We start from the raw sequence: 24,571 nt of genomic DNA on the forward strand, positions 1-24,571 counted from the left end.
GATGGGAAACGGATGGCATGAATGGCCGCTGATGATCTTTACGGTCTTCGGCCAGTGCGTCGCGGGCGGCTTCATCGTCCTGGCGCTGACGCTGATGACGGGTAAGCTTCCCCGTGAGCAGGAGCAGCGCGTGGTGGGCAGCATGTTCGGCCTGTGGGTATTGATGGGGATCGGGTTTATCGCCTCGACAATGCACCTCGGTTCGCCGCTGCGGGCCTTTAACTCGCTCAATCGCGTGGGGGCCTCGTCGCTGAGTAATGAGATAGCCAGCGGGGCGATCTTCTTCGCCATTGGCGGGATTGGCTGGCTGCTGGCCGTGTGCAAAAAGCTGCCTGCCGGACTGCGTAGCCTGTGGCTGGTAGTGACCATGGCGCTGGGGGTGATCTTCGTCTGGATGATGGTGCGGGTCTATAACACCATCGACACGGTGCCGACCTGGTATACCGTCTGGACGCCGCTGAGCTTCTTCCTGACGCTGTTTATCGGCGGCCCGCTGCTGGGCTACCTGCTGCTGCGCGTCGCAGGCGTCGACGGTTGGGCGATGCGCCTGCTGCCGGTGGTCACTTTGCTGGCGCTGCTGGCGAGTATTGTGGTGGTCCTGATGCAGGGGAGTGAACTCGCCACTATCCGCAGCTCAATTCAGCAGGCCTCCGCCCTGGTGCCGGATTATGGGCTGCTTATGGCCTGGCGCGTGGTGCTGCTGGCGCTGGCCCTGGCCTGCTGGTGCGTGCCGCAGATTCGCGGCCGCAAGCCGGCGCTCTCGCTGCTCGGCCTGGCGTTTGTTCTGGTGCTGGCGGGAGAGATGATTGGCCGCGGCGTATTCTATGGTCTGCATATGACCGTCGGGATGGCTATCGCCAGTTAATCAGCGTCATCATGCCGGCGCAGGCGTGCCGGCATGATGAAAACGTGCTGTTGATAGATGAAATTTTTCGACTGAAATTAACGCCGGGATTTATTAATAAATTAAGAAAAACAATAGCGTATTATTTGTTGCCTCACCTTTCCCCCTTCTGTGGATAAAAAACTTCTATCGTGCCCTGCAAAACCGCATCAGGCCTGATTTCAGGTGGATTGACAATGTTTTTAGCGGTGGCATGATGCGCTCGCGATCTGAACATTCCTCACGGTTTTTACCCATGACCATCTACACCCGGCCAGTGCAAATGCTGCTCTGTGGCCTGCTTTTACTGACCCTGGCGATAGCGGTGCTGAATACGCTCGTCCCGCTGTGGCTCGCCCATGAAAATATGCCAACCTGGCAGGTCGGCATGGTGGGGTCATCTTATTTTACCGGCAACCTGGCCGGTACGTTGCTTGCCGGCTGGGTGATCAAGCGCCTGGGGTTTAACCGCAGCTATTATCTCGCGTCGTTAATCTTCGCCGTCGGCTGCGTAGGGCTGGGGATCACCGTGGGCTTCTGGACGTGGCTGAGCTGGCGGTTTATCGCCGGCGTAGGCTGCGCGATGATTTGGGTGGTAGTGGAAAGCGCGCTGGTCTGCAGCGGCACTTCTCGCAGCCGCGGTCGTCTGCTGGCGGCGTACATGATGGTTTATTACGTTGGTACCGTACTGGGCCAGCTGATGGTCAGTAAACTACCCACTGATTTAATGAGCGTCCTGCCGTGGGTGACGGGCCTGGCGCTGGCGGCGATCCTGCCGCTGCTGTTTACCCGCATTATGGGGCAGGCCGAAGAGCCGCATGAAACGGTACGGATCTGGCCGATGCTTAAGCTGCGCCAGGCGCGCCACGGGGTCAATGGCTGCATTATCTCGGGGATTGTCCTCGGTTCGCTGTATGGCCTGATGCCGCTGTGGCTGAACCATCAGGGCGTCAGCGACGCCGGCATTGGCTTCTGGATGGCGGTGATGGTGAGCGCGGGGATCCTCGGCCAGTGGCCGGTAGGGCGGCTGGCAGACCGCTACGGTCGCCTGCTGGTGCTGCGGGTGCAGGTTTTTGTGGTGATTCTGGGATGTCTGGCGATGCTCAGCCAGGCGGCAATGGCGCCGGCGCTGTTTGTGCTTGGGGCATCCGGTTTCACGCTGTATCCGGTGGCGATGGCCTGGGCCTGTGAGAAAGTGGAGCACCATCAGCTGGTAGCGATGAACCAGGCGCTGCTGATGAGCTATACCATCGGCAGCCTGCTGGGCCCGACGCTGACGGCGATGCTGATGCAGAACTTCTCGGATAACCTGCTGTTTATCATGATCGCCAGCGTGTCGTTTATCTATCTGCTGACCCTGCTGCGCAAAGCCGGGCATCATCCAACGCCGGTGGCGCACGCCTGATCCTGTAACGCGCAGCGTATGCTGCGCGTCATCCGTTTCAATTACCTATTTTTACTGCTGCAGAACCAACCTGTCGCTTTGCATGAGAAGGCAATGGCTGGACGGACACGGCTTCCCACGCCGTTGCAGGCCGGCATAGGTGCTTCACCGGCCCGGACGGGATTAGTACATCACTTTATGACCATACTGCTCAAGGATGCCTTTTACCCGCTCCATGGTCTCTTTCTTCGGCGGATGGACGCCGTCCAGCTTGTATTCTTCGCCCATTGCTACCCATTTGTGTTTGCCCAGCTCATGGTAGGGCAGCAGCTCGATTTTTTCGACATTGCCCATATCGCGGGTAAATTCGCCCAGGCGGTGCGCGGAGTCATCATCGTCTGACCAGCCCGGAACCACCACGTAGCGGATCCAGACATTGATATTCTTCTTCGCCAGATACTGGGCGAATTCCAGCGTACGATGGTTAGAGACGCCAACCAGGTTCTGGTGAATCTCATCATTCATCTGCTTGAGATCCAGCATCACCAGGTCTGTTACCTCCAGCAGTTCGTCGATAACCGGATCGTAGCGACGGACAAAGCCGTTGGTATCGAGACAGGTATGAATACCTTCTTTCTTACAGGCGCGGAACCAGTCGCGAACAAACTCCGCCTGCAGGATCGCCTCACCGCCCGATGCGGTGACGCCGCCGCCGGAAGCATTCATAAAGTGACGATAGGTCACCACCTCTTTCATGAGCTCTTCAACGGTGATTTCTTTGCCGCCGTGGGTATCCCATGTATCACGGTTATGGCAGTACAGGCAACGCATCAGGCAGCCCTGGAAAAAGGTAATAAAGCGGATGCCCGGGCCATCAACGGTGCCACAGGATTCAAAGGAGTGAATGCGACCAATAACTGACATTGCGGTGTTTTCTCCAGATGTGGCCCATCCGGGGCCGTGTTGGTGCACAGCTCAGCGGCTGTGTCGAGTCTGTTTTGACAGATACCCAAAGTATAGATAACTGGCAAAGCAGGCTAGGGCGGGGATTGCTTGTTAAAAAGGCCCCACTGATGTGGGGCCTTTATTGTACGCTTTTTCAGTCAGACAGGGAATTACATGGTCTGAGTGAAGGTACGGGTAATAACGTCCTGCTGCTGTTCTTTAGTCAGGGAGTTAAAACGTACAGCGTAGCCAGATACGCGGATGGTCAGCTGCGGATATTTTTCCGGGTTTTCCATCGCGTCGAGCAGCATTTCGCGGTTCATCACGTTCACGTTCAGGTGCTGACCACCTTCGATGGACGCTTCGTGGTGGAAGTAACCATCCATCAGACCCGCCAGGTTGGTCTTACGAACTTCGTCATCTTTACCCAGTGCGTTCGGTACGATAGAGAAGGTGTAAGAGATACCATCTTTCGCGTAAGCAAACGGCAGTTTCGCTACGGAGGTCAGAGAGGCAACAGCGCCTTTCTGGTCACGACCGTGCATCGGGTTAGCACCTGGTCCGAACGGCGCGCCAGCGCGACGACCGTCTGGGGTGTTACCGGTTTTCTTACCATATACCACGTTAGAGGTGATGGTCAGAACAGACTGAGTCGGGATCGCGTTGCGGTAGGTGTGCAGTTTCTGAATTTTCTTCATGAAACGTTCAACCAGGTCAACGGCCATGTCATCGACGCGAGCATCGTTGTTACCAAACTGCGGATATTCGCCTTCGATTTCGAAGTCAACAGCCAGACCGTCTTCGTCACGAATCGGTTTAACTTTCGCATATTTGATAGCAGACAGGGAGTCAGCAGCAACGGACAGACCCGCGATACCACACGCCATGGTGCGGATAACGTCACGGTCGTGCAGCGCCATCAGAGAGGCTTCGTAGCTGTACTTGTCGTGCATGTAGTGGATGATGTTCAGCGCAGTGACGTACTGTTTAGCCAGCCAGTCCATGAAGTGATCCATGCGCTCCATGACTTCGTCGAAGTTCAGGACGTCGCCTTTGATCGGTTCAGATTTCGGACCCACCTGCATTTTCAGTTTTTCATCCACGCCGCCGTTGATAGCGTACAGCATGGTTTTCGCGAGGTTGGCGCGAGCACCGAAGAACTGCATTTGCTTACCAACAACCATCGGGCTTACGCAGCATGCGATAGCGTAGTCGTCGTTATTGAAGTCCGGACGCATCAGGTCATCGTTCTCATACTGCAGAGAAGAGGTATCGATGGACACTTTAGCCGCGAATTTCTTGAAGCTCAGCGGCAGTTTTTCAGACCACAGGATAGTGATGTTCGGCTCCGGAGACGGCCCCATGGTGTACAGGGTGTTCAGGAAGCGGAAGCTGTTTTTGGTCACCAGAGTACGGCCGTCAACGCCCATACCGCCGATGGATTCCGTTGCCCAAATCGGGTCGCCGGAGAACAGTTCATCGTATTCCGGGGTACGCAGGAAGCGAACCATACGCAGTTTCATGACCAGGTGGTCAACCATTTCCTGCGCGTCTTGCTCGGTGATTTTACCCGCCTGCAGGTCACGTTCGATGTAGATATCCAGGAAGCTGGAGGTACGACCGAAGGACATTGCCGCGCCGTTCTGAGATTTCACGGCAGCCAGGTAACCGAAGTAGGTCCACTGGATAGCTTCCTGAGCGGTGGTTGCCGGACCGGAGATGTCGTAGCCATATTTAGCCGCCATCTCTTTGATCTGGCCCAGCGCACGGTGCTGTTCAGCAATTTCTTCACGCAGACGGATGGTCGCTTCCAGATCTTCGCCGCTTTCCAGTTTCGCTTGCAGAGAGTTGAACTGGGCGAATTTGTCTTTCATCAGGAAGTCGATACCGTACAGCGCAACGCGACGGTAGTCACCGATGATACGACCACGGCCGTAAGCATCCGGCAGACCGGTCAGTACGCCGGATTTACGGCAGCGCAGGATGTCCGGAGTATAGACGTCGAAAACGCCCTGGTTGTGAGTTTTACGGTACTCGGTGAAGATTTTTTTCAGCATCGGGTCCAGTTCGCGATTGTACGCTTTGCAGGAACCTTCAACCATTTTAATACCACCAAACGGGATGATCGCACGTTTCAGCGGCGCTTCGGTCTGCAGACCAACGATTTTTTCCAGACCTTTCTCGATATAGCCTGCGTCGTGAGAGGTGATGGTGGAAGCCAGGGCAGTGTCAAAATCAACAGGCGCGTGAGTGCGGTTTTCCTGTTTTACACCTTCCATTACGGTGTCCCACAGCTTGGTGGTCGCTTCAGTCGCGCCAGCCAGGAAGGATTCGTCGCCTTCATATGGGGTGTAGTTTTTCTGAATAAAGTCACGGACGTTGACTTCATTCTGCCAGTCACCTTTCGCAAAACCTTCCCAGGCTGTGGCTAACTTTTCATTAAGCTCGGACATGTAACACCTACCTTCTTAAGTGGATTTTTTATTTACTGCCTGAAACAACCCTTAGTGATGGTCGTTGCCACGCAGGTAAATGACCCAGTATGTCAACCCGACCAGCAGACCCCCGCCGATAATGTTCCCGATAGTTACCGGAATCAGGTTATCAGTGATGAAGTTCATAACGGTCAAGTGAGAGAAACTTTCCGGAGTCGAACCGATTGCGGTCCAGAATTCCGGGCTTGCAAAGTTGCGGATTACGATACCCATCGGGATCATAAACATGTTGGCGATGCTGTGCTCAAAGCCGCTGGCAACGAACATCGCTACCGGCAGGACCATGATCATCGCTTTATCCATCAGGCTACGACCGGAATAGCTCATCCATACGGCGAGACAAACCATCAGGTTAGCGAGGATACCCAGGCTCACGGCCTCCACAAAAGTATGGTGCATTTTGTGGTCAGCGGTCTGCAGGACATTAAGCCCCCAACCGCCGTTGGCAGTCATATATTCGCCTGATAACCACATCAGCAGCACAAACAGCAGTGCGCCCACCAGGTTACCAAAATAGACGTTGAGCCAGTTTTTTGCCAGTTGCCCCCAGGTAATTCGACCGCTGGCTTTCGCCACCACGATCAATACCGTAGAGGTAAAGAGGTCAGCGCCGCAGATAACGCACAGAATCAGACCCAGGGAAAAACAGACCCCACCGATAAGCTTGGCAATCCCATAAGGCATCGCGGCAGTGCCGGTGGTCGCGGTGATATAGAATACGAAAGCGATGGAGATGAAAACGCCAGCGGTGATCGCCAGATAAAAGGTCTTCATCGGATGCTTCGTTGCTTTATAGACACCTGCTTCTTCGGCGACTTTCGCCATCGCGGCAGGGAGCAAAAGATCAAAAGGGTTGTCAGCTTTCACACTAACTCTCTCTTTATATAAGTTGGCGGTGAGATACTAACAAAGCATTATAGAAGGGAAATTGATATAGATCATATCTCACCGGAACTATATGCCTTTTTAGTGTGTGGTTTTTGTGATTTATTGAATTAACTGATTGAATACTATGAGGAAAATAAATTTTAAAATTTATAAATTATGTTGAATTTTTTCGTTTTTACGCCATTTCTTGAGTTAATTAATATGGAGTATTTTATTTAAAATTAACGAATGGTAAATGTTATAAGCGCGTTATTTACTATTAATTAACTTTACAACTACAAACTATAGTGGCCACCTCGTCAGGTGAAATCAACGGAGCCACATTGGGCTCCGTTGTTGGCAACCACGATGGCGCGCTTAGGGCTTATTTTGCCCAGAACGCCGCCTTCGCCCGCTGCAGTTTTTCATAAGCCTTCAGTAGCGACTGATGGGCCGGGAAGGCCTGCAGATCGCTGTCGACAGCCTGGAGGCCATAGAACGGCGCTTCCCCGCTCAGCGCCGCGCTGGCGGCTTCGACCGCCTCGGCGCCGTACATACGGATGAAGGCGTTCAGGTATTGCAGCGGCTGACGCTCCTCTTCCTGGCTCAGCAGCAGCAGGGTCTGCAGGCAGCGATAGTAGTTAGCACGTTCGGCGCTGAAGACCGAAGCGTTGAATTCCATGGTCCACTCGGTCCAGATCAGCGCCTGCTCCAGATCGCCGCCGGCCAGGGCCAGCATGGCTTTCAGCTCCCCGACGCGCAGGGTATACCAGCCGTTGTCTTTGCCGGTGGCGAGGCCCAGCAGTTCGCGAACGCGGGTGAAATCATCCAGACCCTCATCGTCCATCTGCTCGATCAGCGCCAGGTAATCTTCTTTTTCCCACTCGCTGCCCGGCAGGGACAGAATGGTGTCGCGCAGATGAGCGCCCATGCTGTTGTTCGCCAGCCACAGATCTTCCGCTGGGTAAATATCCGACATCCCCGGGACGATGATACGGCAGGCGTAAACGCCCAGGTGCTCGTAGTCGGCGATATATACTTCTTTATCTTCGGCCTTGAAGATGGCCATCAGGGTGGCGAACTCTTCTTCTGTGGTGCCGGAGAAGCTCCAGTCCACGAACGGATAGTCGGCATCCTGCTTGAACATATCCCAGGAAATCAGGCCGCTGGAGTCGATAAAGTGGGTTTCGAGGTTAGCGTGCTCGGCGACTTCTTCATCGTCGAAGGTCGGCGGCGTGAAGACGTCGAGATCTTTCAGGCTACGGCCCTGCAGCAGTTCGGTGACCGTACGCTCCAGCGCCACGCCGAAGTCCGGGTGGGCGCCGAAAGAGGCGAAGCAGGTGCCGTTTGCCGGGTTAAACAGCACGACGCAGATAACCGGATACTTGCCGCCCAGCGAGCCATCATAGGCAAAGATCGGGAAACCTTCGGCTTCCAGTTTGGCGATCGACTCCACGACGCCCGGATAGCGCGCCATGACCTCCGCCGGGATCTCCGGCAGGCTGATGCTTTCGGCGATGATGCGATTTTTGATGTGGCGCTCAAAGACTTCGGACAGGCCCTGCACGCGAGCTTCATTACGGGTGTTGCCGGCGGACATGCCGTTGGAGACATACAGGTTGCCGACGATATTCATAGGAATATAGACCGTTTCGCCGTCGGACTGGCGGGTAAAGGGCAGGCCGCACACGCCGCGCTCATCATTACCGGATTGCAGATCCACCAGCATGCTGGCCGTCAGCTGATCGTCCGGATCGTAGAACGCGCGCAGACGAGCATCCAGCAGGCCTTCCGGGACCTCGTCGTCTTCGGTCAGCGGGAACCACTTTTCGTTCGGGTAGTGAACGAACGGGCCATTAGCGATAGTGTCGCCTAACCAGAAGTCAGCGAAAAAATAGTTGGTGGACAGGCGCTCGAAATATTCGCCCAGCGCGGAGGCGAGGGCTGCCTTTTTGGTGGCGCCTTTACCATTAGTAAAGCACAGCGCGCATTCCTTATCGCGAATGTGAACGGACCACACGTGCGGCACCGGGTTCAGCCACGAGGCCTCTTCGATATCAAATCCGAGGTCGAGCAATTTTTGCTGGAAGCGAGCGATGGAATCTTCCAGGGCGGCATCTTTGCCGGGAATAAACGTTTGGGTCATGGCGATCACTTTTGTCGTACGGAAAGCGCGCAATGATACGGCTTTTATCTGACAGGTGCTATCTCCATCATCTGGCTATGCTTAGAGACATCTTTTAATGCTCAGGGAGATGATAATGAAAGCCTTTGACTGGCAGCGGATGGCGCTCGATAAAGTGCCGGTGGAATTTCTCGGCGAGGTGGCGTTGCGCAGCCTCTACACCTTCGTTCTGGTCTTTATTTTCCTCAAAATTACCGGACGGCGCGGCGTGCGGCAGATGTCGCTGTTTGAGGTGCTGATTATTTTGACCCTCGGTTCGGCGGCGGGGGACGTGGCGTTTTATGACGATGTCCCGCTGTTGCCGGTGCTGGTGGTCTTCGTCACGCTGGCGCTGCTTTATCGCGGCATCATGTGGCTGATGGGGCATAGCGAAAAGCTGGAGGATCTGCTGGAGGGGAAACCTATCGTGGTGGTGGAGGAGGGGCAGTTGGCCTGGGAGAAACTGCATGCGGAAAATATGACCGAATTCGAATTTTTTATGGAGCTGCGGGTCAACAGCGTCGAGCAGCTCGGCCAGGTGCGGCTGGCGATCCTTGAAACCAACGGCCAGATCAGCGTGTTTTATTATCCCGATGACGAGGTGAGGGCCGGGTTGTCGATCCTCCCGACGCACTGCACCACGCGCTATACCACTATTCCTCAGGAAGGGATCTACGCCTGCGTACGCTGCAGCATCGTGATGGCGATGCAGGCGGGAGAAAAGCGAATATGTCCCCGCTGCGCAAATGCAGAATGGTCGAAGGCCAGCCGGGCGAAACGGCTCACCTGACAGCAAATATGTCGGTTTTATTACGTCAAGCCGATAGATTCTGTTGTGTGACGGCCGCCGCGTTTTGCCGTCGGCGAGTTTTAGCCATTGCGGACCGTGTCACTGAATGATAAAACCGATAGCCACAGGAATAACTTATGCCCGCGGCGGTTCGCGGGCAAAACAACATAGCAACGTGGTGAGGGGAAATGGCTCAGGTCTATAACTTCAGTTCGGGCCCGGCAATGCTGCCGGCGGAAGTACTCAAACTGGCTCAGCAGGAACTGTGCGACTGGCACGGTCTGGGTACGTCGGTCATGGAAATCAGTCACCGTGGTAAGGAATTCATCCAGGTGGCAGAAGAGGCAGAACAGGACTTCCGTTCTCTGCTGAACATCCCTTCCAACTATAAAGTGTTGTTCTGCCATGGCGGCGGCCGCGGCCAGTTCGCCGGGATCCCGCTGAACATCCTCGGCGATAAAAACGTCGCTGACTATGTGGACGCCGGCTACTGGGCGGCCAGCGCGGTCAAAGAGGCGAAGAAATACTGCACGCCTAACGTCATCGACGCGAAAATCACCGTCGACGGCAAGCGCGCGGTCAAGCCAATGAGCGAGTGGCAGCTGACGCCGGGCGCGGCGTATCTGCACTACTGCCCGAACGAAACCATTGACGGTATCGCGATTGACGATACGCCGAACTTCGGCGACGACGTCATCGTGACCGCCGATTTCTCCTCCACTATTTTGTCTCGCGAAATTGACGTCAACCGCTACGGCGTGATCTACGCTGGCGCGCAGAAGAATATCGGCCCGGCAGGGTTGACGCTGGTTATCGTGCGTGAAGATCTGCTGGGTAAAGCCAGCGTGGCCTGCCCGTCAATCCTCGACTACACCGTGTTAAGCGAGAATGACTCGATGTTTAACACGCCGCCGACGTTCGCCTGGTATCTGGCCGGTCTGGTGTTTAAGTGGCTGAAACAGCAGGGCGGCGTCGCCGCGATGGACAAGATCAACCAGCAGAAAGCCGAACTGCTGTATGGCGTGATCGATAACAGCGGCTTCTATCGTAACGATGTGGCGCAAGCCAACCGCTCCCGCATGAACGTGCCGTTCCAGCTGGCGGACAGCGCGCTGGATAAACTGTTCCTTGAAGAGTCGTTTGCCGCCGGGCTGCACGCGCTGAAGGGCCACCGGGTGGTGGGTGGCATGCGTGCCTCCATCTACAACGCGATGCCGCTGGACGGCGTGAAGGCGTTAACCGACTTTATGCTGGACTTCGAACGCCGCCACGGTTAATCGCCCGTTTCTTTCTTCCTCCCCGCGGCCTGTCTGCGGGGTTTTTATTCTGTTTGTTTGAGAGTGAAGTTTGATGGAATCCCTGACGTTACAACCCATCGCACGCGTAGAGGGCACCGTGAACCTGCCAGGTTCGAAAAGCGTCTCCAACCGCGCGCTGCTGCTGGCCGCCCTGGCCCGCGGCACGACGGTGCTGACCAACCTGCTGGACAGCGACGATGTGCGCCATATGCTGAATGCCCTGAGTGCGCTGGGGGTTCAATATACCCTGTCTGCTGACCGTACCCGCTGTGAAGTGACCGGCAACGGCGGCCCGCTGCATGCCGCAGCGGCGCTGGAGCTGTTCCTCGGCAACGCCGGTACCGCGATGCGCCCGCTGGCGGCAGCTCTGTGCCTTGGCAGCAACGATATCGTGCTGACCGGCGAGCCGCGAATGAAAGAGCGCCCGATTGGCCATCTGGTGGATGCCCTGCGTCAGGGCGGCGCTCAGATCGACTATCTGGAGCAGGACAATTATCCGCCGCTGCGCCTGCGCGGGGGGTTCCAGGGGGGCAACGTCGACGTTGACGGCAGCGTCTCCAGCCAGTTCCTGACCGCGCTGCTGATGGCCGCGCCGCTGGCGCCGCAGGATACCGTAATCGCCATTAAGGGCGATCTGGTGTCGAAACCCTATATCGACATCACCCTGCACCTGATGAAAACCTTCGGGGTTGAGGTGGACAACCAGTCTTATCAGCGCTTTGTAGTGCGCGGCAAGCAACAGTATCAGTCACCGGGGGATTACCTGGTGGAAGGAGATGCTTCATCGGCCTCGTATTTCCTCGCCGCTGGCGCCATTAAGGGCGGCACGGTGAAGGTCACCGGTATCGGCCGCGGCAGCGTACAGGGCGACATTCGTTTCGCCGACGTACTGGAAAAAATGGGCGCCACCGTCACCTGGGGCGACGATTTCATCGCCTGCACCCGTGGCGAGCTCAAGGCTATCGATATGGATATGAACCATATTCCGGACGCCGCGATGACCATCGCCACCGCCGCGCTGTTCGCGCAAGGCACTACCACGCTGCGCAATATCTACAACTGGCGGGTCAAGGAGACGGACCGTCTGTTCGCCATGGCGACAGAACTGCGTAAAGTAGGCGCCGAGGTGGAAGAGGGTGAAGATTATATTCGCATCACCCCGCCGGCGACGCTGAAGTTTGCTGAAATCGGCACCTATAACGACCACCGGATGGCGATGTGCTTCTCGCTGGTGGCGCTGTCTGATACGCCGGTGACTATCCTTGATCCCAAATGTACGGCGAAAACGTTCCCCGACTATTTTGAGCAACTGGCGCGGATCAGTACCCTCGCCTGAGTAAAACTTTGTCATCCCGCGGGCTGATGTCCTGTCAGCCCGCTATAATTGCGCAAAACTTCTGCTTTTCATTTCCTGTAGTCCGTAATTTACAAGCAATGCTCACTTTCCGGCGTATTGATGCGTATAATGCGCGGCGTTTATATTCCATGCGCCTTGCTGAAGGAGAAAAAGATGACGGCGAATATTCCGGTAATCACCATTGATGGGCCTGGCGGTGCGGGTAAAGGTACGTTGTGCAAGGCAATGGCGGAAGCGCTGGGCTGGCATCTGTTAGATTCAGGCGCGATCTACCGCGTTCTGGCGCTGGCGGCGCTGCATCATCATGTTGACGTGGAGTCCGAAGAGGCGCTGGTGCCCCTGGCTGCCCATCTTGACGTGCGCTTTATTTCTACTGACGGCAACCTGGAAGTGGTGCTGGAAGGGGAAGATGTCAGCGGCGAAATTCGCACCCAGGAGGTCGCGAACGCCGCCTCGAAGGTGGCGGCTTTCCCTCGCGTTCGCGAAGCGCTGCTGCGCCGCCAGCGCGCCTTTCGTGAACTGCCGGGGCTTATCGCCGACGGGCGAGATATGGGCACGGTGGTTTTCCCGGACGCGCCGGTGAAAATTTTCCTCGATGCCTCGGCCGATGAGCGAGCGCATCGCCGCATGCGGCAGTTGCAGGAAAAGGGCTTTGATGTTAACTTTGAACGTCTTTTGTCCGAGATAAAAGAGCGTGACGATCGCGATAGAAATCGCGCCGTGGCGCCGCTTGTCCCGGCTGCCGATGCATTAGTTCTCGATTCAACCGAACTAAACATTGAGCAAGTGATTGAAAAAGCGCTACAATATGCGCGCGAAAAATTGGCCGTTGCGTAAGCCTTAACCGGTAACGCGCCGAAGCCTCCGAATTATAGCAGTACCCCGCGGCAATGGATGGTCAGCGGGTATGTGAAACAACCCCATCCGGCACGGAGCCAGGTGGACGTTAATATTAACCTGAAGATTAAACATGACTGAATCTTTTGCTCAACTGTTTGAAGAATCCTTAAAAGAAATCGAAACCCGCCCGGGTTCCATCGTTCGTGGTGTTGTTGTTGCTATCGACAAAGACGTAGTACTGGTTGACGCCGGTCTGAAATCTGAGTCCGCCATCCCGGCTGAGCAGTTCAAAAACGCCCAGGGCGAGCTGGAAATCCAGGTTGGTGACGAAGTTGACGTTGCTCTGGATGCAGTAGAAGACGGCTTCGGTGAAACTCTGCTGTCCCGTGAGAAAGCTAAACGTCACGAAGCTTGGATCACGCTGGAAAAAGCTTACGAAGACGCTGAAACTGTTACCGGTGTTATCAACGGCAAAGTTAAAGGTGGCTTCACTGTTGAGCTGAACGGTATTCGTGCGTTCCTGCCGGGTTCCCTGGTAGACGTTCGTCCGGTGCGCGACACGCTGCACCTGGAAGGCAAAGAGCTTGAGTTCAAAGTCATCAAGCTGGACCAGAAGCGTAACAACGTTGTTGTTTCTCGTCGTGCCGTTATCGAATCCGAAAACAGCGCAGAGCGCGATCAGCTGCTGGAAAACCTGCAGGAAGGCATGGAAGTCAAAGGTATCGTTAAGAACCTCACTGACTACGGTGCATTCGTTGATCTGGGCGGCGTTGACGGCCTGCTGCACATCACCGATATGGCCTGGAAACGCGTTAAGCATCCGAGCGAAATCGTAAACGTTGGCGACGAAATCACTGTTAAAGTGCTGAAGTTCGACCGCGAGCGTACCCGTGTATCCCTGGGCCTGAAACAGCTGGGCGAAGATCCGTGGGTAGCTATCGCTAAACGTTATCCGGAAGGTACCAAACTGACCGGTCGCGTGACCAACCTGACCGACTACGGCTGCTTCGTTGAAATCGAAGAAGGCGTTGAAGGCCTGGTTCACGTTTCCGAAATGGATTGGACCAACAAAAACATCCACCCGTCCAAAGTTGTTAACGTTGGCGACGTAGTGGAAGTGATGGTTCTGGATATCGACGAAGAACGTCGTCGTATCTCCCTGGGTCTGAAGCAGTGCAAATCTAACCCATGGCAGCAGTTCGCGGAAACCCACAACAAGGGCGACCGTGTTGAAGGTAAAATCAAGTCTATCACTGACTTCGGTATCTTCATCGGCCTGGACGGCGGCATCGATGGCCTGGTTCACCTGTCTGACATCTCCTGGAACGTTGCAGGCGAAGAAGCAGTTCGTGAATACAAAAAAGGCGACGAAATCGCAGCAGTTGTTCTGCAGGTTGACGCAGAGCGTGAGCGTATCTCCCTGGGCGTTAAACAGCTGGCGGAAGATCCGTTCAACAACTACGTTGCTCTGAACAAGAAAGGCGCTATCGTTGTTGGTAAAGTCACTGCAGTTGACGCTAAAGGCGCAACCGTAGAACTGGCTGACGGCGTAGAAGGTTACCTGCGTGCTTCTGAAGCATCCCGTGACCGCGTTGAAGACGCAACTCTGGTTCTGAGCGTTGGCGACGAAGTTGAAGCGAAATTCACTGGCGTGGATCGTAAGAACCGCGTAGTGAGCCTGTCTGTACGTGCGAAAGACGAAGCGGAAGAAAAAGACGCTATCGCTACCGTGAACAAGCAGGAAGACGCGAACTTCTCCAACAACGCCATGGCTGAAGCGTTCAAAGCAGCGAAAGGCGAGTAATCTTTGTCATTCAGGTAATAACAACCTGAATAGTGACGAGTTTACTTGACAGATTGCAGGATTCGTCCTGTAATCAAGCACAAAGGGCGGCTACGGCCGCCCTTGTTTAAGCTGTTAGCTAATTTTTGCCTTGAAGGAAACCGGAGGAATAATGACCAAGTCAGAATTGATTGAAAGACTTGCCAGCCAGCAATCTCACATTCCGGCGAAAGCGGTGGAAGATGCTGTTAAAGAAATGCTGGAACATATGGCCTCAACGCTTGCTCAAGGTGAGCGCATTGAAATCCGCGGTTTCGGCAGCTTCTCTCTGCACTATCGTGCACCTCGCACCGGACGTAACCCGAAAACTGGTGATAAAGTCGAACTGGAAGGTAAGTACGTTCCGCACTTTAAGCCCGGGAAAGAATTACGTGACCGCGCCAATATTTATGAAGGGTGAGTTGCACGACGTGCAACCGGCCTGACGATAAAAGCACCTTCGGGTGCTTTTTTTGTGCCCGCCATTTACGTCCCGCTTCGCAAAAAAAAAGCGCCTGACTGCAAACGTGACGATTGTCTGGAACGCTGCACGCGCGCCTGAATTCTGCCCGAGGACGTCAGCTTCGCTTTGCGTAACACTGCCCGCTCACAGGGAGGTGTTTATGCGTCTACCATGGCTTGCCGGATGCGCCATCATCGCGATACTGCCGCTACTCTGGCTACCCGCGTTGCCGGGCCCGGGCATTCTGGCGTTCGCCGGCGTACTGGCGCTGTTGCTGACCCGTCTGCGCGGGACGGTCATCGCCGTTGTGGCGATGACGCTTCTGCTGATGGTCTGGGGAGTATTGAGCGCATATCAGGCGCTGTGGCCAACGCAGCACCTCACCGGCGCCGCCCGGCAGGCGGAAGTGTTCCTCCACGAGACGGATGGCCAGACTCTGCACCGCGGACAGATTGTGCGCCTGGCGGACCGCTTCCTGTTCCCCCCGGTTGGCGTGACGTTATACGGGGAACTTGCACCAGCCCCCGTCTGTGCGGGGCAGCGCTGGATGATGACGCTGCGCCTGCGGCCGGTGCATGGGCAGCTCAATGACGGAGGCTTCGACAGCCAGCGCTATGCGCTGGCCCAGCATCGGCCGCTGAGCGGGGGGATCGTCGCCGCTTCCGCGTTGGATACCCGCTGCAGTCTGCGCGCCCGCTACCTGGCGTCGCTGACCCGGCGATTGCAGACTTATCCCTGGCATCCGGTGATGCTGGGCCTGGGGATGGGAGAGCGGCTGGTGCTGCCGGCGGAGATCAAAGTCCTGATGCAGAACACAGGCACCTCCCACCTGATGGCTATCTCCGGTTTGCATATTGCTCTTGCGGCTTCCCTGATCGTGCTCCTGCTGCGCGGTTTACAGTCCCTTTTCCCGGGGCGCTGGATCGGCTGGCGGCTACCGCTGCTGGCTGGGCTGGCGGGCGCAGTCGGCTATGCCTGGCTGACCGGTATGCAGCCACCGGCCCTGCGCACTTGCGTAGGGCTTGCAGTCTGTTGTGCTTTACGTTTGTCGGGTCAACGCTGGACGGCGTGGCAGATGTGGCTCTGCTGTCTGGGGGCGATTCTGGTTGCCGATCCGCTGGCGGTGTTGTCGCAAAGCCTGTGGCTATCCGCCTTCGCGGTGGCGGGGCTGATCTTCTGGTTCCAGTGGTTACCGCTGCCTGACAGTCGCTGGCGCTGGCCGTGGAAAGCGCTGTTCGCCCTCGTGCATTTGCAGGCTGGCGTGACGCTGCTGCTGATGCCGCTGCAGCTGCTGCTCTTCCATGGCATAAGCCTGACGTCGATGGCCGCTAATTTGCTGGCGGTACCGTTAGTGACCCTGCTGGCGGTGCCGCTCATTCTCGCCGGAATGCTCCTGCATCTCACTGGACCGGAGGTGGTGGCGTCGCTGATCTGGCTGGCAGCCGATCGCGTGCTGGCGGTGTTGTTCTGGGGGTTACGACGTTTACCGGACGGCTGGCTGACGCTGGATGCCCGCTGGCTCTGGATCAGTAGCCTGCCGTGGCTGCTGGTGATGGGCTGGCGTTTTCAGAGCTGGCGGTATACTCCGGCGCTGTGCCTGAGTGTGCTGTTTTTGCTGGCGCGGCCATTCAGCCGGCAACCGCCCGCGGATCAATGGCGGGTGACGATGCTGGATGTCGGGCAGGGGCTGGCGATGGTGATCGAACGTCACGGCAAGGCGTTATTGTACGATACCGGGCCGGCATGGCCGCAGGGCGACAGCGGTCGACAGGTGATTATCCCTTGGCTGCGCTGGCACCATCTGCAGCTGCAGGGGATTATGCTGAGCCACGAGCATCTTGACCATCGCGGCGGCCTCGAATCCGTGCTGCAGGCATGGCCGCAGGCGTGGGTGCGCAGCCCTTTAGGCTGGGCGCGTCATCTGCCGTGCCATCGCGGCGAACGCTGGCAGTGGCAGGGACTCACTTTCCAGGCGCTGTGGCCGCTGCCGGGCAGCGCGGCAAAGGGAAACAATCACTCCTGCGTGGTGCGAATCGATGACGGTCGCTCCAGCATCCTGCTGACCGGCGATATAGAACGTCAGGCGGAGCAGGCGATGATCAGCCGCTACTGGCAGCATCTGGCGTCTACACTTATCCAGGTTCCCCATCACGGCAGCAACACCTCCTCCAGCGAACTGCTGGTCCGGTGGGTGGATGGCGCGGCCGCGCTGGTTTCCGCTTCGCGCTACAATGCGTGGCGGATGCCCTCGCACAAGGTCGTTCAGCGCTATCGCCAGCGGGGGTATCGCTGGTTCGCCACGCCGCAGCAGGGGCAGATAACGGTGGTTTTTTCTGCAGAAGGGTGGCAAATCCATAGCTTACGGGATCAAGTTTTACCTCGTTGGTATCATCAGTGGTTTGGCGCGCCCGCCGATAACGGGTAGAATATGCGGCTATTTCAACACAAGCTGGTTTATTGAATGCAGAACGATAAAGATCTCTCCACGTGGCAGACCTTCCGCCGACTTTGGCCGATTATTGCACCGTTTAAAGCCGGGCTAATCGTAGCGGCGGTGGCGTTAGTGCTTAACGCGGGCAGTGACACCTTCATGTTATCGCTTCTTAAACCGTTATTGGATGATGGTTTTGGTAAAACGGATCGCTCAGTGCTGCTATGGATGCCGCTGGTGGTTATCGGGCTGATGGTGCTGCGTGGGATCACCAGCTACATCTCGAGCTATTGTATCTCCTGGGTTTCCGGCAAAGTGGTAATGACCATGCGTCGTCGCCTGTTCGGCCACATGATGGGCATGCCGGTGGCTTTCTTTGACAAGCAGTCTACCGGGACGCTGCTGTCACGTATCACCTATGATTCTGAACAGGTCGCTTCCTCCTCTTCCAGCGCGCTGATCACCGTGGTCCGCGAAGGGGCATCGATTATCGGCCTGTTCGTGATGATGTTCTATTACAGCTGGCAGCTGTCGTTGATCCTAATTGTACTGGCGCCGATCGTGTCGGTAGCAATCCGCGTGGTCTCCAAGCGTTTTCGCAATATCAGTAAGAATATGCAGAACACGATGGGGCAGGTCACCACCAGCGCTGAGCAGATGCTGAAAGGGCACAAAGAGGTGCTGATGTTTGGCGGCCAGGAAGTGGAAACCAAACGTTTTGATAAGGTCAGCAATAAAATGCGCCTGCAGGGGATGAAAATGGTTTCCGCCTCGTCTATCTCCGACCCGATCATTCAGCTTATCGCCTCCCTGGCGCTGGCCTTTGTCCTGTATGCCGCCAGCTTCCCGAGCGTGATGGACACCCTGACCGCTGGGACCATTACCGTGGTCTTCTCCTCCATGATTGCGCTGATGCGTCCGCTGAAGTCTCTGACCAACGTCAATGCCCAGTTCCAGCGCGGGATGGCGGCATGCCAGACGCTGTTTGCGATCCTCGATTCCGAGCAGGAGAAAGACGAAGGTACCCGCGTCATTGAGCGGGCGAAAGGCAATCTCAAGTTCGAGAACGTCACCTTTACCTATCCGGGTCGCGAAGTGGCCGCGCTGCGCAATATCAATCTCGATATCCCGGAAGGGAAAACCGTGGCGCTGGTGGGACGCTCCGGTTCGGGTAAATCGACCATCGCCAGCCTGATCACGCGCTTCTACGATGTCGACGATGGGCAGATCCTGCTGGATGGCCATGACTTGCGCGAGTACAAGCTGAGCTCGCTGCGCGACCAGGTAGCGCTGGTTTCACAGAACGTGCACCTGTTCAATGATACCGTCGCCAATAACATCGCCTATGCCCGTACCGAAGAGTACAGCCGCGAGCAGATTGAAGAGGCTGCGCGAATGGCCTACGCCATGGACTTCATCAACAAGATGGACAATGGCCTGGATACCATCATCGGCGAAAATGGCGTGATGCTGTCCGGCGGCCAGCGCCAGCGTATTGCTATCGCCCGTGCGCTACTGCGTAACAGCCCGATCCTGATCCTCGATGAAGCCACCTCGGCGCTGGATACCGAGTCCGAGCGTGCGATTCAGGCGGCGCTGGATGAGCTGCAGAAAAACCGCACCTCGCTGGTTATTGCCCACCGTCTGTCAACCATTGAGCAGGCTGATGAGATTGTGGTGGTTGAAGACGGGCGGATCGTGGAGCGCGGAACGCACCACGACCTGCTGGAGCATAAAGGCGTATACGCCCAGCTGCATAAGATGCAATTCGGCGAATGATCGCGCGCATCTGGTCCGGTGAGTCGCCGCTGTGGCGCCTGCTGCTGCCGCTCTCCTGGCTGTATGGCCTGGTGAGCGCGTTGATTCGCCTCAGCTATCAGCTGGGGTGGAAAAAAGCCTGGCGCGCGCCGGTGCCGGTGGTGGTGGTCGGTAACCTGACCGCCGGCGGCAACGGTAAAACGCCGGTGGTGATCTGGCTGGTGGAGCAACTGCAGCAGCGCGGCATTCGCGTTGGGGTGGTCTCTCGCGGCTACGGCGGTAAAGCCGAACGCTACCCGCTGGTATTAACTGACCGGACCAGTACGGCGCAGGCAGGCGATGAACCGGTGCTCATCCATCAGCGCACCGGCGCGCCGGTGGCGGTCTCTCCGCTGCGCAGCGACGCGGTGAAAGCGCTGCTCAGCGCGCACGAGCTGCAGATTATCGTCACCGACGATGGGTTGCAGCACTATAAGCTGGCGCGGGACCGGGAAATTGTCGTCATCGACGGCGTGCGCCGCTTTGGCAACGGCTGGTGGCTGCCTGCCGGGCCGATGCGTGAGCGGGCATCGCGCTTGCAAAGCGTTGATGCGATTATCGTCAACGGCGGCGTGGCGCGTCCGGGAGAGATCCCGATGCAGCTGCGTCCCGGGATGGCGGTCAACCTGCTTACCGGCGAACGTCGCGATGTCTCTACCTTCACTAACGTAGTGGCAATGGCCGGCATCGGCCATCCGCCGCGCTTTTTCGCCACCCTCGAAAGCTGTGGCGTCCAGCCGGTCAAAACCGTGGCGCTGGCGGACCATCAGGCGCTGAGCCAGGCCGATGTCGCCGCTCTGGTAACCGCCGGGCAGACGCTGCTGATGACCGAGAAAGACGCCGTGAAATGTCGCGATTTCGCCGCTGCGAACTGGTGGTATTTACCGGTCGACGCCATAATGGCCGATGAACGCGCACAGCGGTTGCTTGCGGACTTAGCGACGTTGGCGCAACGTTAACCGACGCGCCGGCTTTGCTCGCCGCTGTGCTGGAATTCCTGACGGAGAACCTGCATGTCGGTATTGCAACTATCGCTTAATGAGGCGCGCCACCTCCATCTCGCGGCGCAGGGGTTATTAAAAAAGCCCCGGCGTCGCGCTCGCCCGAATGACATCCTTTCCACCATCCAGCAGATGTCGCTGCTGCAAATCGATACCATCAACGTGGTGGCCCGCAGCCCCTACCTGGTGTTGTTCAGCCGCCTCGGCAGCTATCCGCAGCACTGGCTGGATGAGTCATTGCGCAGCGGCGAGCTGATGGAATACTGGGCGCATGAAGCCTGTTTTCTGCCGCGCAGCGATTTCGCCCTTGTGCGCCACCGAATGTTGAACCCCGACAAGATGGGCTGGAAATATCATCGCGCGTGGATGGAGGAGCATGCCGGAAGTATTGCAGAGCTGGTGGCGCATATCGGACAAAACGGACCGGTTCGCTCGGCGGATTTTGCCCACACACGCAAAGGCGCCAGCGGCTGGTGGGAGTGGAAACCGCATAAGCGCCACCTGGAAGGGCTGTTTACCGCCGGTGAAGTGATGGTGGTGGAGCGGCGCAACTTTCACCGCGTGTATGATTTAACCCGGCGGGTGATGCCGCACTGGGACGACGAGCGCGATGCGCTGCCCCGCGACGCTGCGGAGGCCATCATGCTGCGCAACAGCGCCCGCAGCCTCGGCATCTTTCGCCCCCAGTGGCTGGCGGATTACTATCGTTTACGTCAGCCGGCGCTACCGGGTTTGCTGGCGGCCTGGCAGGAAGAGGGCCTGGTTGTGCCAGTCGACGTGGAGGCGCTTGGCGAGATGTGGCTGCATCGCGACGCGCTGGCGCAGCTGGAGTCCGCGCCCGGCGGTAAACTTACCGCCAGCCATAGCGCCGTGCTCTCGCCTTTCGACCCGGTGGTCTGGGATCGGAAGCGCGCTGAGCAACTGTTCAACTTCAGCTATCGCCTGGAGTGCTATACCCCGGCGCCGAAGCGTCAGTATGGCTACTTCGTACTGCCTCTGCTGCACCAGGGGAAACTGGTCGGGCGGATGGACAGTAAAATACATCGCAAAAGCCGGGAGCTGGAGATCTTCGCCCTGTGGCTGGAGGATGAGGTGAAGATCACCCGTGGTCTGGAGCAGGGGCTGCGCCGGGCGATCAACGACTTCGCACGCTGGCAATCGGCAGACCGGATCCTGTGTCGACGCCTGCCGGAAGGGCTGTTTGTCGGCCAGGAGCAAGGGTGGGAAATCGATGCCGATTGATCCCGGCGCCGACCTTCCTGTGTTATGCTGCTGAGAAATCTATCCGGTCCATCAGGAGGAAACATGGATCACCGTTTACTTGAAATCATCGCCTGCCCGGTCTGTAACGGTAAGCTGTATTACAGTCAGGATAAGCAAGAACTTATTTGCAAACTTGATAGTCTGGCGTTTCCACTGCGCGACGGTATCCCTGTGCTGCTGGAGACAGAAGCGCGTCCGCTGGCGGTAGAAGAGAGTCACTCATGAGTTTCGTGGTCATTATTCCTGCGCGTTTCGCCTCCACGCGCCTGCCGGGAAAACCACTGCAGGACATTAACGGCAAGCCGATGATTGTCCATGTGCTGGAGCGCGCCCGCGAATCCGGCGCGGATCGCATTATTGTCGCCACCGATCACGAAGAGGTCGCCCGGGCGGTTGAAGCCGCCGGCGGCGAGGTCTGCATGACCCGCGCCGACCATCAATCCGGCACCGAACGGCTGGCGGAGGTGGTGGAGAAGTGCGCGTTCAGCGATGACACCATCATCGTCAATATCCAGGGCGATGAGCCGATGATCCCCCCGGCTATCGTCCGCCAGGTGGCGGAGAATCTGGCTGCCAGCACCAGCGGAATGGCGACGCTGGCGGTACCGATCCACGATGCGGAAGAGGCGTTTAATCCAAATGCGGTCAAAGTGGTGATGGATGCGCAGGGCTATGCGCTCTATTTCTCCCGCGCCACCATTCCCTGGGATCGCGATCGCTTTGCCCACTCCCGCGACGCCATTGGTGATTCTCTGCTGCGCCACATCGGCATCTATGGCTATCGCGCCGGCTTTATTCGCCGCTATGTCAGCTGGGCGCCAAGCCCGCTGGAGCAGATAGAAATGCTCGAGCAGCTGCGGGTGCTGTGGTATGGCGAGAAGATCCATGTCGCCGTGGCGGCCGAAGTGCCCGGCACCGGCGTCGATACCCCTGAAGATCTGGCGCGCGTCCGCGCTGAACTGCGTTAGTCCTCTGTCCCCTCCTTGCAGGAGGGGATATTCCCACCGGTTTTATGCTTTTTTTGCCCATTTTTGATCTTATCCGATGACAACCCTGGTGCGGGCGCTCATTATGAAATCAGTAGTGTTCATAGGGGTAATCGACAATGGAACAGTTGCGAACCGAACTGAGTCACCTGCTTGGCGAAAAGCTGAGCCGGGTGGAGTGTGTCAGTGAAAAAGCCGCTACGGCGCTGTGGTCCCTGTATGACGCGCAGGGAAATCCGATGCCGCTGCTGGCGCGAAGTTTCACCACCCCCGGCGTGGCGCGGCAGCTGGCCTGGAAGATCTCCACTCTGGCGCGCAGCGGTACGGTGCGCATGCCGGTGGTCTATGGCGTGATGACGCATGAAGAGCATCCCGGGCCGGACGTGCTGCTGCTTGAGCGCCTGCGCGGCGTCCCGGTGGAGGCGCCCACCCGCACCCCGGCGCGCTGGGAGCAGCTGCAGGAGCAGATCGTCGAGGCGCTGCTGGCCTGGCATCGTCAGGACAGCGGCGGCTGCGTGGGGATGGTCGATAATACCCAGGACAATCTGTGGCCGAACTGGTACCGGCAGCGGGTGGCGATGTTGTGGAGCACCCTGAACCTGTATCAGGACACCGGTCTGACCATGCAGGATAAGCGGGTTTTGTTCCGCTCCCGCGAGTGTCTGCCGGAGCTGTTCCGCGATTTCAATGATAATGCCGTACTGGTGCACGGCAATTTCACCCTGCGCAGCATGCTGAAAGATCCGCGCAGCGATCAGCTGCTGGCGATGGTTGGTCCGGGGATGATGCTGTGGGCGCCGCGGGAGTACGAACTGTTCCGTCTCGCGGAGGTGGGCCAGGCCGAGCAGCTGCTATGGCGTTACCTGCAGCAGGCGCCGGTCTCCGAGGCCTTTGTCTGGCGGCGCTGGCTTTATCTGCTGTGGGATGAGGTGGATAGCCTGGTCAATACCGGGCGCTTTGACCGCGCCCGTTTCGACCTCGCCGCAAAATCACTCCTGCCCTGGCTCGCCTGAGCTGCCTTTCAGCCATTGCCAGACGCGACCAAGCGTTTCATAGCCGACCCGGTCGCTGTGCATCAGCCACACCGGTGAAGGAATGACCCGCTCCCACGGATTGAGCGGTGATGTGACCGCCATCTGATTAGCCGGCGCGGGCAGCGGATCCAGACCGGCATGGCGAAAGAAGATCATCGCCCGCGGAAGATGCGACGCCGAGGTGACCAGCAGGAAGGGGGCGTCGCCGATGGCGCCCTTCACCGCCAGCGCTTCCTCTTCCGTATCTTTCGGCTTATCGAGCACGATGATATCGCTGCGCGGTACGCCGAGGCTCTCCGCCACTCTCGCCCCGGCCTCCGCCGTGCTGACGGGGTTGGTTTTTGCCGCCGCGCCGGTAAAGATCATTTTCGATCCCGGATTCTCCTGCCACAGGCGAATGCCCTCCGTCAGGCGCGGCAGGCTGTTGCTGATAAGGTTAGAGCTAGGCGCCCACTCCGGGTTCCAGGTATAGCCGCCGCCCAGCACCACCACGTAGCTCACCGGCTGCTCGCCGCGCCAGGTGGGATAGCGATCTTCTATCGGTTTAAGCAGGCTGTCTGCCACGGGCTGCAGGCTCAGCAGCGTCAGCAGCAGCCAGCCGAGGCTCACGCAAAACTTCCCGGTACGTTGAAAGCGGCTGAACCATAACAGGGCGATCCCGATACCGATCAGCAACAGCAGGGCAGGAAGCGGTAGCAGCAGACCGCCGACGATCTTTTTTAGCGTGAAAAGCATGCCAGATGGTTCCTTT

Annotated in this window: 20 protein-coding genes; 15 read left to right on the forward strand and 5 right to left on the reverse strand. The window is 57.5% G+C overall.

What is annotated here, in order from left to right; all coding sequences use genetic code 11:
• Position 1 precedes the first annotated feature (1 nt).
• Positions 2-865 (forward strand): dimethyl sulfoxide reductase anchor subunit family protein, encoded by an 864-nt coding sequence (locus tag ABLV64_RS23940; protein WP_049093442.1) that lies wholly within the window; start codon positions 2-4, stop codon positions 863-865.
• Positions 866-1,139: 274 nt separating this feature from the next.
• A complete protein-coding gene (locus ABLV64_RS23945; protein WP_004201378.1) occupies positions 1,140-2,288 on the forward strand; it encodes an MFS transporter in 1,149 nt (382 codons plus the stop codon).
• 162 nt (positions 2,289-2,450) lie between these two features.
• Here the strand turns inward: ABLV64_RS23945 and pflA are convergent, their stop codons facing one another.
• From pflA to ycaO, 4 genes are all read right to left on the reverse strand, one after another.
• On the reverse strand, positions 2,451-3,191 hold the full coding sequence (pflA, locus tag ABLV64_RS23950; protein ID WP_002898145.1) for a pyruvate formate lyase 1-activating protein: 741 nt from the start codon (positions 3,189-3,191) through the stop codon (positions 2,451-2,453).
• 191 nt (positions 3,192-3,382) lie between these two features.
• Positions 3,383-5,665: a formate C-acetyltransferase gene (pflB, locus tag ABLV64_RS23955; protein ID WP_004201379.1), complete on the reverse strand. Its 2,283-nt coding sequence runs from the start codon at positions 5,663-5,665 to the stop codon at positions 3,383-3,385.
• Positions 5,666-5,716: 51 nt separating this feature from the next.
• Complete coding sequence (gene focA / locus ABLV64_RS23960) at positions 5,717-6,574, reverse strand: formate transporter FocA (protein WP_004201380.1); 858 nt, start codon at positions 6,572-6,574, stop codon at positions 5,717-5,719.
• A gap of 385 nt (positions 6,575-6,959) precedes the next feature.
• Complete coding sequence (ycaO, locus tag ABLV64_RS23965; RefSeq protein WP_023320066.1) at positions 6,960-8,720, reverse strand: 30S ribosomal protein S12 methylthiotransferase accessory factor YcaO; 1,761 nt, start codon at positions 8,718-8,720, stop codon at positions 6,960-6,962.
• Between the two features lie 115 nt (positions 8,721-8,835).
• On the opposite strand from ycaO, the gene ABLV64_RS23970 reads away from it, so the two are divergent.
• The 13 genes from ABLV64_RS23970 to ABLV64_RS24030 all read left to right on the forward strand — a co-directional run bounded on the left by ABLV64_RS23970 (position 8,836) and on the right by ABLV64_RS24030 (position 23,799).
• Positions 8,836-9,528, forward strand: coding sequence for a DUF421 domain-containing protein (locus tag ABLV64_RS23970; protein ID WP_004201382.1), 693 nt, complete (start codon positions 8,836-8,838; stop codon positions 9,526-9,528).
• Between the two features lie 188 nt (positions 9,529-9,716).
• Entirely contained in the window at positions 9,717-10,805 is a 1,089-nt protein-coding gene (gene serC, locus ABLV64_RS23975) for a 3-phosphoserine/phosphohydroxythreonine transaminase (protein ID WP_004201383.1), read from the forward strand.
• 73 nt (positions 10,806-10,878) lie between these two features.
• Positions 10,879-12,162 carry a 3-phosphoshikimate 1-carboxyvinyltransferase gene (gene aroA, locus ABLV64_RS23980; RefSeq protein ID WP_004201384.1) on the forward strand — a complete coding sequence of 428 codons (1,284 nt, stop codon included), beginning with the start codon at positions 10,879-10,881 and terminating at the stop codon, positions 12,160-12,162.
• A gap of 174 nt (positions 12,163-12,336) precedes the next feature.
• Positions 12,337-13,020 (forward strand): (d)CMP kinase, encoded by a 684-nt coding sequence (gene cmk, locus ABLV64_RS23985; RefSeq protein WP_004201385.1) that lies wholly within the window; start codon positions 12,337-12,339, stop codon positions 13,018-13,020.
• A 133-nt stretch (positions 13,021-13,153) separates the two neighbouring features.
• The gene (rpsA, locus tag ABLV64_RS23990; RefSeq protein WP_002898162.1) at positions 13,154-14,827 is read left to right on the forward strand and encodes a 30S ribosomal protein S1; all 1,674 of its coding nucleotides are present in this window, start codon (positions 13,154-13,156) and stop codon (positions 14,825-14,827) included.
• A gap of 151 nt (positions 14,828-14,978) precedes the next feature.
• The gene (ihfB, locus tag ABLV64_RS23995) at positions 14,979-15,266 is read left to right on the forward strand and encodes an integration host factor subunit beta (protein WP_002898165.1); all 288 of its coding nucleotides are present in this window, start codon (positions 14,979-14,981) and stop codon (positions 15,264-15,266) included.
• Positions 15,267-15,468: 202 nt separating this feature from the next.
• On the forward strand, positions 15,469-17,733 hold the full coding sequence (locus ABLV64_RS24000; RefSeq protein ID WP_135722049.1) for a ComEC family protein: 2,265 nt from the start codon (positions 15,469-15,471) through the stop codon (positions 17,731-17,733).
• 36 nt (positions 17,734-17,769) lie between these two features.
• Positions 17,770-19,518, forward strand: a complete 1,749-nt coding sequence (msbA, locus tag ABLV64_RS24005; protein WP_004201387.1) for a lipid A ABC transporter ATP-binding protein/permease MsbA — start codon at positions 17,770-17,772, stop codon at positions 19,516-19,518.
• A complete protein-coding gene (lpxK, locus tag ABLV64_RS24010) occupies positions 19,515-20,495 on the forward strand; it encodes a tetraacyldisaccharide 4'-kinase (protein WP_032455788.1) in 981 nt (326 codons plus the stop codon). The genes msbA and lpxK overlap by 4 nt, the downstream gene beginning before the upstream one ends.
• Before the next feature lie 54 nt (positions 20,496-20,549).
• Complete coding sequence (locus tag ABLV64_RS24015) at positions 20,550-21,779, forward strand: winged helix-turn-helix domain-containing protein (protein WP_165707853.1); 1,230 nt, start codon at positions 20,550-20,552, stop codon at positions 21,777-21,779.
• A 63-nt stretch (positions 21,780-21,842) separates the two neighbouring features.
• On the forward strand, positions 21,843-22,025 hold the full coding sequence (ycaR, locus tag ABLV64_RS24020; RefSeq protein WP_004201390.1) for a protein YcaR: 183 nt from the start codon (positions 21,843-21,845) through the stop codon (positions 22,023-22,025).
• A complete protein-coding gene (kdsB, locus tag ABLV64_RS24025) occupies positions 22,022-22,768 on the forward strand; it encodes a 3-deoxy-manno-octulosonate cytidylyltransferase (protein WP_004201392.1) in 747 nt (248 codons plus the stop codon). Before ycaR ends, kdsB begins: the two co-directional genes overlap by 4 nt.
• A 137-nt stretch (positions 22,769-22,905) precedes the next feature.
• Positions 22,906-23,799, forward strand: coding sequence for a YcbJ family phosphotransferase (locus ABLV64_RS24030; RefSeq protein ID WP_348843080.1), 894 nt, complete (start codon positions 22,906-22,908; stop codon positions 23,797-23,799).
• Here the strand turns inward: ABLV64_RS24030 and elyC are convergent.
• Positions 23,776-24,555 (reverse strand): envelope biogenesis factor ElyC, encoded by a 780-nt coding sequence (gene elyC, locus ABLV64_RS24035; RefSeq protein ID WP_004201396.1) that lies wholly within the window; start codon positions 24,553-24,555, stop codon positions 23,776-23,778. The two genes, ABLV64_RS24030 and elyC, sit on opposite strands and share 24 nt — an antisense overlap.
• Positions 24,556-24,571: the final 16 nt, after the last annotated feature.

Source organism: Klebsiella sp. JB_Kp031, assembly GCF_040064295.1.
GTDB lineage: Bacteria > Pseudomonadota > Gammaproteobacteria > Enterobacterales > Enterobacteriaceae > Klebsiella > Klebsiella quasipneumoniae.